The 9,878-nt window shown below is 33.9% G+C and carries 5 protein-coding genes and 1 pseudogene; 4 read left to right on the forward strand and 2 right to left on the reverse strand.

Features of this window, described 5'->3' with window-relative positions:
- The coding region (locus tag ACKI5C_RS08595; protein WP_407432733.1) for an Ig-like domain repeat protein at window positions 1-4,734 on the forward strand (4,734 nt) is incomplete at its 5' end.
- A 48-nt stretch (window positions 4,735-4,782) separates the two neighbouring features.
- Here ACKI5C_RS08595 and ACKI5C_RS08600 read toward each other — a convergent pair.
- Together ACKI5C_RS08600 and ACKI5C_RS08605 are read right to left on the reverse strand one after the other, a co-directional pair.
- Entirely contained in the window at window positions 4,783-5,178 is a 396-nt protein-coding gene (locus ACKI5C_RS08600) for a GtrA family protein (protein ID WP_407432734.1), read from the reverse strand.
- Window positions 5,150-6,094 carry a glycosyltransferase family 2 protein gene (locus ACKI5C_RS08605; protein WP_407432735.1) on the reverse strand — a complete coding sequence of 315 codons (945 nt, stop codon included), beginning with the start codon at window positions 6,092-6,094 and terminating at the stop codon, window positions 5,150-5,152. The genes ACKI5C_RS08600 and ACKI5C_RS08605 overlap by 29 nt, the downstream gene beginning before the upstream one ends.
- Before the next feature lie 181 nt (window positions 6,095-6,275).
- Here ACKI5C_RS08605 and ACKI5C_RS08610 point away from each other — a divergent pair, with 181 nt between their 5' ends.
- The 3 genes and pseudogenes from ACKI5C_RS08610 to ACKI5C_RS08620 all read left to right on the forward strand — a co-directional run.
- The gene (locus tag ACKI5C_RS08610; RefSeq protein WP_407432736.1) at window positions 6,276-7,052 is read left to right on the forward strand and encodes a polysaccharide deacetylase family protein; all 777 of its coding nucleotides are present in this window, start codon (window positions 6,276-6,278) and stop codon (window positions 7,050-7,052) included.
- 600 nt (window positions 7,053-7,652) lie between these two features.
- Window positions 7,653-8,759: a hypothetical protein gene (locus tag ACKI5C_RS08615; protein WP_407432737.1), complete on the forward strand. Its 1,107-nt coding sequence runs from the start codon at window positions 7,653-7,655 to the stop codon at window positions 8,757-8,759.
- A 688-nt stretch (window positions 8,760-9,447) separates the two neighbouring features.
- Window positions 9,448-9,878 (forward strand): annotated as a pseudogene (locus tag ACKI5C_RS08620) (hypothetical protein); the annotation flags it as partial.

The raw sequence follows: 9,878 nt of genomic DNA on the forward strand, positions 1-9,878 counted from the left end.
GTTACTGGTTTAACCGATAATGTTACTGCTAATGTAACTTATCGTGGTGATAATAATCACAATAATGCTTCCACCACTGTTGATATTGTTGTTAATGAAGAACCTAAAAAGAATTTAACCAATATGGTTGCTAGTGCTGAACCTATTCATATTCCTGAGGATGCTACTGTTGTTGTTACTGGTTTAGATAATGCTACGGGTAATGTTGCTGTTACTATTGGTGATAATATTTGGTCTGGTGAAATTACCAACGGTACTGCTAGTGTTGTTGTTACTGGTTTAACCGATAATGTTACTGCTAATGTAACTTATCGTGGTGATAATAATCACAATAATGCTTCCACCACTGTTGATATTGTTGTTAATGAAGAACCTAAAAAGAATTTAACTAATATGGTTGCTAGTGCTGAATCTATTCATATTCCTGAGGATGCTACTGTTGTTGTTACTGGTTTAGATAATGCTACGGGTAATGTTACTGTTACTATTGGTGATAATATTTGGTCTGGTGAAATTACCAACGGTACTGCTAGTGTTGTTGTTACTGGTTTAACCGATAATGTCACTGCCAATGTTTTCTATGCTGGAGATTATATGTACAATAATGCTTCTACTACTGTTAATATTGTTGTTTATCCTCAAATTCGTGTTTGGTATGTTGATGGTAATAGAAATTCCAGTGGAAATGGAACAAGTAAAGAAACCGCATTTAAGACATTGAAAGAAGCTGTAAATAAGGCTCCTGATGGCAGTACTATTTATATTATGCCGGGTACATACGTTGGGGATGATAATGTTGGTCTGTTTATTGATCAGGATTTAAGTCTTATTAATTATGGCGGTGGTGAAGTAATTTTTGATGCACAAGGATTATGTAGAATTTTGACTGTTAATGCTGAATCAATCAATATTACTGGATTAACTTTTAAAAATGGTAAAGAGGAATATGTTGGTGGTGCTATTTTATTTAATCTTGCACTAAATAATTCTATTATAAATGCTACTTTCATTAATAATACGATAATGGATGGTGCTGGTGGTGCTATTACTTTTTATTCAGAAATTAATAATTCTGTTATAAACTCTGTTTTTATCAATAACCAGGTAATTGATGGTGATGGTGGTGTAATTTACTTTAATGATGATTTGAATAATGTAACTATTGGAGGAACTTACAATAACAACTCTGCAGAGGAAAATGGTGGTGTATTTTATTTCTATGGAAACTTAACTGATGTTATTGTATCTGGAGATTATGCCGATAATGTGGCTGATTATGGTGCTGTATATTATGTGGATGAATATTCATTGGTAAATAATTCATCTATTTCTGGAAATTATACTAATAATACTGCATTTTATGGTGGTGTAATCTTTTCTGAAGGTAATATTACTAATTCTAATATGTCTGGAAATTACACCAATAACAATGCAGATACGGGTGTTAATTATATAGTTAATGTAGATAATGTTGGAATATCTGGAAATTACATCAATAACAATGTAGAAACGGTTGTTAATTATATATTAAATGCAGATAATGTTGGAATATCTGGAAATTACATCAATAACAATGTAGAAACGGGTGTTAATTTTATATTTGATGCAAATAATGTTGGAATATCTGGAAATTATGTCAATAATACTCTAGTTGAGAGTAGTGTGATTTATATGGCATATTCTAATGGCAGTTTTATTCATGACTCCATTTTCATAAACAATAGTGTTGGTGATGAGCCGGTTATTTCTGCTTTAATTGATTCAATTTCTGTTGTTAATTGTTGGTTTGGAAATAATGCTACAAATTACAATGTAACACCAAATGTTTCACAAAACGTAGCTCTGATTAATTGGCTGTTCTTAAATGCAACAGCAAATCCAACAGAACTTAATATAAACGAAACATCAGAAATTACTTTTAAATTATATTCTTATAATAATGCTTCAGAAGAAATTAGCGAGTATGATGCATCAAAAATGAACGTAAAATTGGATTTAAACCAAACAAGTGGTACATTAAGTAAGGATAGTGTGTTAATTAATGAACCGGTAATGTATAATTGTACTGGTGAAGGAATTGCAAGTGTGACCGGTAAATTCGAAACTGCTTCATACACTATAATTTTAGCTAAAGCACCTACTGAAATTATTGTTAACAAAACAGATATAACATTAAATGTTAGTGAATCTGTTTCTGCAGGCGCTTCATTAATTCCTGCTGAAGCAGGTAATTTAACATACACTTCAAGCAATTCAAGTGTTGTTATAGTTGAAGATGGTAAAATTATAGGTATTAAAGAGGGTAATGCTACCATTACAGTCTCTTTTGAAGGTAATGAATATTATATTGCTGCTGAAAATAAGACAATCAATGTTACTGTTAAATTGAATGATGCTAGTGTCAGTGTCAATAATGCTACATTGGATTTAGAAGTGAATGATACTTTTAATCTTATTGCCTCTACTTCTCCAGAAGACCTGGATGTTACTTTTACCTCCAGCAACGAATCTGTTGCTACCGTTGATGCTGATGGTAAAATACTTGCTGTCGGTGAAGGTAGTGCCGTCATTACTGTTAATGTTGGGGGAGATGGCATATATGCTTTAAATTCAACAAATGTTACCGTTACTGTAAAAAATAAAAAAGAAAATGCTACAATCAGTATTGATGCTCCTTCACAAGCAACTGAAGGCGATAATGTTACTGTAACTGTGACCTTGCCTGAGGATGCTACTGGTAGTGTAACTATTGGTAATGAGATTGTTCCTGTTCAAAATGGTACTGCACGTGCTGTTTTAACTAATATTCCTGCTGGAAACACAACAGTTCCTATTACATACTCTGGTGATGATAAGTACAATCCAATTGAAACTAGCGTTACTGTAACTGTTGATGAAAAACCGGTTCCTCCTAAAGAGAACTTAACAATTAGTGCAGCTGCTGATCCTATTACTGTTGGTGAAAATGCTACTATTGTTGTTACTGGCTTTGAAGATGCTACTGGTAATGTTACAGTTACTGTTAATGGAAAAACTTACAATGTTCCTATTAATGAAGGTAAAGCTGCTATTACTGTTACTGGATTAACTGAGAATACAACTGCAACTATTTCCTATCCTGGTGATGACAAGTACAATAATGCTTCAACTACTGTTGATATTGTTGTTAATCCTAAACCTAAGGAAAATGCTACTATCAGTATTGATGCTCCTTCAGAAGCGATTGAGGGTGATAATGTTACTGTTACTGTTACTTTGCCTGAGGATGCTACTGGTAGTGTAACTATTGGTAATGAAATTATTCCGGTTCAAAATGGTACTGCACGTGCTGTTTTAACTAATATTCCTGCTGGAAACACTACTGTTCCTGTAACTTACTCTGGTGATGATAAGTACAATAGTGCTTCTACAACTGTGGATATTGTTGTTAATCCTAAACCTAAAGAAAATGCTACAATTGAGATTGATGTTCCTCCGGTAACTGAAGGTCAAGATACTACAATTAATGTGGAATTGCCTGAAGATGCTACGGGAAATGTCACTGCTGTTGTTGATGGTAAAACTTACACTGCTCCAGTTAAAGATGGAAAAGCTACCATTACTATTCCTGATTTGGCTGCAGGTAACTACACGGTTCCTGTAACTTACTCTGGTGACGATAAATATAATTCACTTACTGAAGAAGTTAATATTGCAGTAGATGAGGACAAATCTGATATTATCTTGGCTCATGATGTAACCAAATACTTTAGCGGACCTGAAAGATTTGTTGTAACTGTAACTGACTATCAGGGTAAGCCATTGGCAAATAAATCAGTTACTATTAGCATTAACGGTCGTTCATATGAGAGAACTACTGATGTTAACGGTACTGCAAGCATTGCACTTGGATTAAACAGTGGTGTGTACAATACAACGGTCACTGTTGATAACAAGACAATTAACTCTGTTGTAACGATACTATCAACTGTAAACGGTACTGACATTATTAAGGTATTCAGAAATGCTACTCAATACTATGCTACTTTCCGTGACGGCCAGGGTAATTATCTTAAAGATGGTGAAACTGTCATTTTCAACATTAATGGTGTGATGTATGAGCGTAAAGTTTCCGGTGATAAAGGTTTGGCAAGATTAAATATTAATTTGAATGCTGGTGAATATGTAGTCACTGCAATGAATCCGGTTACCGGTGATATGACTTCTAATAACATTACTGTATTGTCCAGAATTACTGAAAATGCGGATCTTGTTAAATACTACAGAAATGCATCACAGTACACTGTTAAGGTTTTAGGTGATGACGGTAAAGCTGTCGGTGCTGGTGAAAGTGTAACATTCAACATCAACGGTGTGTTATACACTCGCCAAACTGATGCAAACGGTATTGCTAAGTTAAACATTAACTTGCAGCCTGGAGATTATATCATAACTGCTGAATACAAAGGTTGTCTTGTATCAAATAACATCAAAGTATTGCCTGTATTAAATGCTAGTGATATTTCCATGAAATATCGTGACGGAACTCAATTCAAGGCATCTTTGGTTGACGGTCAGGGTAAGCCTTATGCGGGCCAATCTGTAACATTCAACATTAACGGTGTTTTATACAACAGACCAACAGGCAGTGATGGTATAGCCAAATTAAACATTAACCTAATGCCTGGAGAATACATTATAACATCAAGTTATAACGGTTCAAGCATTGGAAATAAAATAACCATTAAAGGTTGAGATTAATTTCTCAACTACTTTTTCTTTTTAAAATAAATTCATTATTAATCATTCTTTAAAGACAATCAGTTTTGAGAATATGTAGTTTAAAACAATCACGATGATTTGGACAACGATTTTTGATATTGAGCCGTCAAATGCAAGAAGATCAATGAATGCATACATCAAAAACATGTCTACAACACCGGAAAATATCCTGCCTCCGAAAAAGAGAGACATTTCCTTTAGTATATTCGGGCTTTTGCTTTCAAACACCCATCTCCTGTTGGTTACATATGCAAAAAGCACTGATAGAAACCATGCTATAGCGTTTGAAACCAGATAATTGATTCCCAAAAGATTTGCAAAGAAAAAATAGCTTATGAGATTAACAAAAAATGTGAATGCTCCAAAAACTACATACAATATCAGTTCTCTATCTAATTTTATCCAGTCTTTTATCATCAATGTTTGTCTCCTTAACAAGGAAAATCGGACGATTCTTTGTTTCATTGTATGTGTTTTCCAGATACTTGCCCAATATTCCGATTAAAATCATTTGCATACCTCCCAAAAACAGTATTGCACATATTGTTGTTGCAAAACCCTGTACGGGATCTGAATATATGAGATATTTCACTATAATAAACAGAAGGTAAATGAATGCAAGTGCTGAAATTATGAATCCCAGGACTATTGAAAGTGAGAGAGGCAGTGTCGTAAATGCAACAATGGCTTTAAGGGAATACCTGATGAGGTCCCCCAGTGACCATGTGCTTTCTCCTGCAACCCTTTGGATGTTTTCATATTCAATCCATTTTGTTTCAAAGCCGACCCATTGGAAAAGCCCTTTTGAAAAGCGGTTGTATTCGTTCAATCGCAGCACAGCGTCGGTGACCTGGCGTGTCATCACACGATAATCTGTTGCTCCGGCCACAAGTTTTATGCTGGAAATTGAATTGAATATTCTATAGAAAAATCTTGATCCCAGTGAATTGACTATAGGTTCGCCTTTTTTTGAAACCCTTTTTGCCGCTGCAACGTCGTAACCTTCATTTATTGCCTCAATCATTTCCGGAAGAAGGCTTGGAGGGTGCTGAAGGTCAGCGTCCATGAGACCGACCAGACTGCCTGTGGCATTAATCAGACCTGCATAGATTGCAGATTCCTTTCCGAAATTTCTTGAAAATGAGATATATATAACATTCGGATTTGAATCCGCCAAATTCTTTATTATTTCCAGAGTATTATCCTCGGAACCGTCATTGATAAATATGACTTCATAATTAAAGCCATCCAACGTCTTTTGAAGTTCCTTCATAAACATTTCGACAGTTTTCTCTTCGTTATAACAGGGTACAATAATACTCAGCAATTCCATATTAAAATCTTTATCACTGTTGGTATAAATAATTTTTAATAATATTGGGTTTTGAGAGGAAAGTTTTAAACAGATAATATTTTTTGTTAAGTTTTATATACTTTGTTTTTAATAAGATATTTTAACTTAAATTTTTTTGATGATTCAAAATTATTGACATTCGGCTTAAAAAAGGGAAATGATGATACTGTTAAGTTTTGATATTGAGGAGTTCGATGTGCCCAGGGAGCATGGGGTTGACTATTCGCTTGAGGAAGGCATGAAGGTGTCTGTTGAAGGTACAAACATCATTTTGGATATCCTTAAAAGAAATGATGTTAGGGCCACATTATTTTGTACAGCAAATTTTGCCCTAAACGCTCCAAAAACAATGAAGAGAATACTGGATGATGGCCATGAAGTTGCATCCCATGGGGTTGACCACTTCGAGCCTAAAGAAAGTGATTTTGCAAAATCAAAAGAGATTTTAGAAAATATAACCGCAACAAAAATAAGGGGCTACCGTCAGCCGAGGATGTTTCCGGTTAAGGACAGTGAAATCCGCAATGTCGGATATGTCTACAATTCATCCCTTAACCCCGCATTCATTCCCGGAAGATATATGAACCTCAACACTCCAAGGACATATTTCGAAAAGGATGGTGTAGTTCAGATTCCTGCTTCTGTAACTCCAACAATAAGATTTCCTCTCTTCTGGCTGTCACTGCACAATCTTCCTGAAAGTGTCTACCACAGGATGGTTCGAAACACTCTCAAAAAGGACGGTTACTTCACCACATACTTCCATCCCTGGGAGTTTTATGAGTTAAACGATTACCCTGAATTTAAGATACCTTTTATAATAAGAAGAAACAGCGGCTCAGCGATGGCTCAAAGACTTGAACGTTTAATCGGGATGCTTAAAAACCGCAATCATACTTTTGCCACATACTCTGAGTTTGTTGAATCCGTCCGTTAAAGTCAATTAATATGTGATGCTTTTTGTTCAAAGCAATGGGAATTACTTTAAAAAAACAGCAGTTAATCTTTGGAAAACATTTTCTATGTTTAATTATTGATGCATTATTCTGACATTCTATTCAAATTCCTTTAGTCTTATTTTTAAAAAATAACAATTTAAATTTAGAAAACATTTAATATGTTCAATAACTAATGTAATATCATGGGGTTTAATTTTGAATTTGACAGAAAAAATAAGGACATTATTGGAAAGTTTTTTTTCGCACTGAGTTTTATACTACTTGTTTACATGCTTATAACACCCCTTGACCATCTTATTCTGCATGTTGACGAGTATTTCACACTGACGCTTATCAATTTCGATTTGGATGGAATGATAGGCCTCACTGCAGCGGACGTGCATCCGCCATTATATTATCTGATACTTAAGTTCGCAATGACTGTTTTCGGTTTTTTCGGAGTCTCTCCTCACAGTATCTATGCAGTAAGGATGGTTTCCATAATTCCATATCCGATTATCATGCTTATTTCATATTTCAAAATCAGAAAAGAGTACGGATGGCTCACAGCAGGACTGTTCATGTTCTCAATTGGTGTCATGAGTCAGTTTTTCTTTTATTTCCTCATAGCAAGAATGTATAGCTGGGCAATACTATTTATGCTTGTGGCTTTCATTTATACAAAGGAAATTTACACAAAAGGGGAGTTGAAATACTGGATGATTGTCAGCATTGCATCTGTACTGGCTGCATATACCCATTATTTTGCAGGGATTTCTGCAGTGTGTCTGTTTCTGGTTTTAATATATTATGTTATTCGTAAAAACACAAGCCAGATCAGGAATCTGTGCATTTCTGTTGCAACGGGAATTCTTTTATATGCATACTGGATTCCGACTCTTTTTGCTCAACTGGATGCTATTCATCAGGGATTCTGGGTTCCTAGAGTTACTATCAAATCACTTATCGCGGATTTTGGATACTATGCATATTGCAATAATCTCTATTTTTCAGTTATTGCAATTCTAATACTTATTGCTATCATATACATGTATAAAAAGCAGATGGATGATAAATACGACGTGGACAACTTTTATCTTCTAACCGGGCTTGTGGTTTATGTGGGAACAATCATAATTGCCCTAATTGTTTCTCTTACATATAAGCCAGTCCTTCTTGCCAGATATTTGATTCCTGCCTCAGCGGTTTTATGGCTTTCAATTTCAATTCTAATCAACAAGATTAAAGACAGAAGGATAATGATGTATTCATTTGCCCTTATATGTCTGCTTCTGATTGTGGGAGTAGGATACACGATAAGTTCCAACATCACAATGTATAATGAGGGAATGGCTAAGGAAAACCTCTTCAATGAAATCACGCAGGATGAAAATGCATCACTTATCCTGGCTCGGCCGAACGGAGAAATATATTTCCTGGACTTTTCTGACAGGGTGGATACCTATTGTATCAAATATACCCTTGTCTTTGATAAGACGTCGGACAAGCTGCATCAGACATTCAATTTCAAGGACACGTCGGAAAAAGATATCTCGGATTTGGTTATAAACAATACGGACAGACATTTCTATCTGGTCAATATTATGACCTGGGGAAACCTGAATTTGAGTCCGCAAATCAACAAGACCACATTGCTGTCTGATCAGGGAATTGAAATATCCAAGCTGACAGTCAATGGGGACTGAAATTAACTATATAACATAATGGGGGCAATTTCCCTTTAATTACATGATATTGTCGATTGAATATCCTTTTCGTCTCATGGTGGGAGGTTCAACTGATGATATGTAAATTTTTGAATGAAATTTGTCTGTCGAATAATTGATTTTTGCTATTGTAATTTTTATACTTTGTTATTTTTTGTTAACTTTGGTTGATGTTATCTTTTAAAATATTGATATTGCTTTTAAAAAATACTTTTAACTATTGGGATATGTATCTAGCAAAGACTTAATCTGAATCAATTTTAATCATCAAAAATCATTAATATTTGAAATAAGGAAAAAATTATCAAAAAGACAATTGGAAGCTTTAGTTATGTGAATAATTAGTTTGATTTTGTCAAATCCTGAGTTAAAAAATGTGAATATTATTATCTTTTTTTAGATATTGCCTTAAAAGCAGTTAAACATAAATTAAAAGCAAGTAGGCACTTGCTTTCGATAAATATTATATACTTCTGTGAATAAAATAATATTTGACCAATTAATATTTATTGTGCGATTGTGTTAATATGGGAGATGATGCTAATAATAGTTATTATTATTTTTCATAAGCTTCCTTTTTTTAACCGCATTTTTTTTATAAAAATATTATTTGATGAAATTTAATTCATAATATATATTAATATAATTTTTTAGTTGGCGAAATGATATGTTAAAGAAACGATATTTATTTTTAATGGTAATTGTTTGTTTATTTGCTATTTCGACTGTTAGTGCAGAAGGAATAAATAATGAAACAAACATTGTAGTGAATAGTCAGGATTCAAGTTTAATGACTGATTCTGTAAGTGAACATAATACGTATTTGAGTGATGAAGAAATTCAAGGAAGTGCTGATAATGGTACTTTTAGTGATTTGCAAAAAATAATTAATGATGCCGGTGAGGGTTCAATAATTTCATTAGAAAAGAATTATATATATGATGAGGGATTTTCTAGTGATGGAATAACTATTAATAAAGTATTAACTATTAATGGTAATGGTTATACTATTGATGCTTTAGGTAAATCCGGTATTTTTAATGCTAATTCAGCATTAACTTTAGATAATATTGTTTTTAAAAATGGAAAATTAACTGG

Source organism: Methanobrevibacter sp. (genome assembly GCF_045646045.1).
Classification (GTDB): Archaea; Methanobacteriota; Methanobacteria; order Methanobacteriales; family Methanobacteriaceae; genus Methanocatella.

Excerpts from the sequence above, each read along its gene's own strand:
- ACKI5C_RS08600 (WP_407432734.1), bottom strand. The coding sequence starts at position 5,178 with ATGATAAAAGACTGGATAAAATTAGATAGAGAACTGATATTGTATGTA.
- ACKI5C_RS08605 (WP_407432735.1), bottom strand. The coding sequence starts at position 6,094 with ATGGAATTGCTGAGTATTATTGTACCCTGTTATAACGAAGAGAAAACT.
- ACKI5C_RS08610 (WP_407432736.1), top strand. The coding sequence starts at position 6,276 with ATGATACTGTTAAGTTTTGATATTGAGGAGTTCGATGTGCCCAGGGAG.
- ACKI5C_RS08615 (WP_407432737.1), top strand. The coding sequence starts at position 7,653 with ATGAGTCAGTTTTTCTTTTATTTCCTCATAGCAAGAATGTATAGCTGG.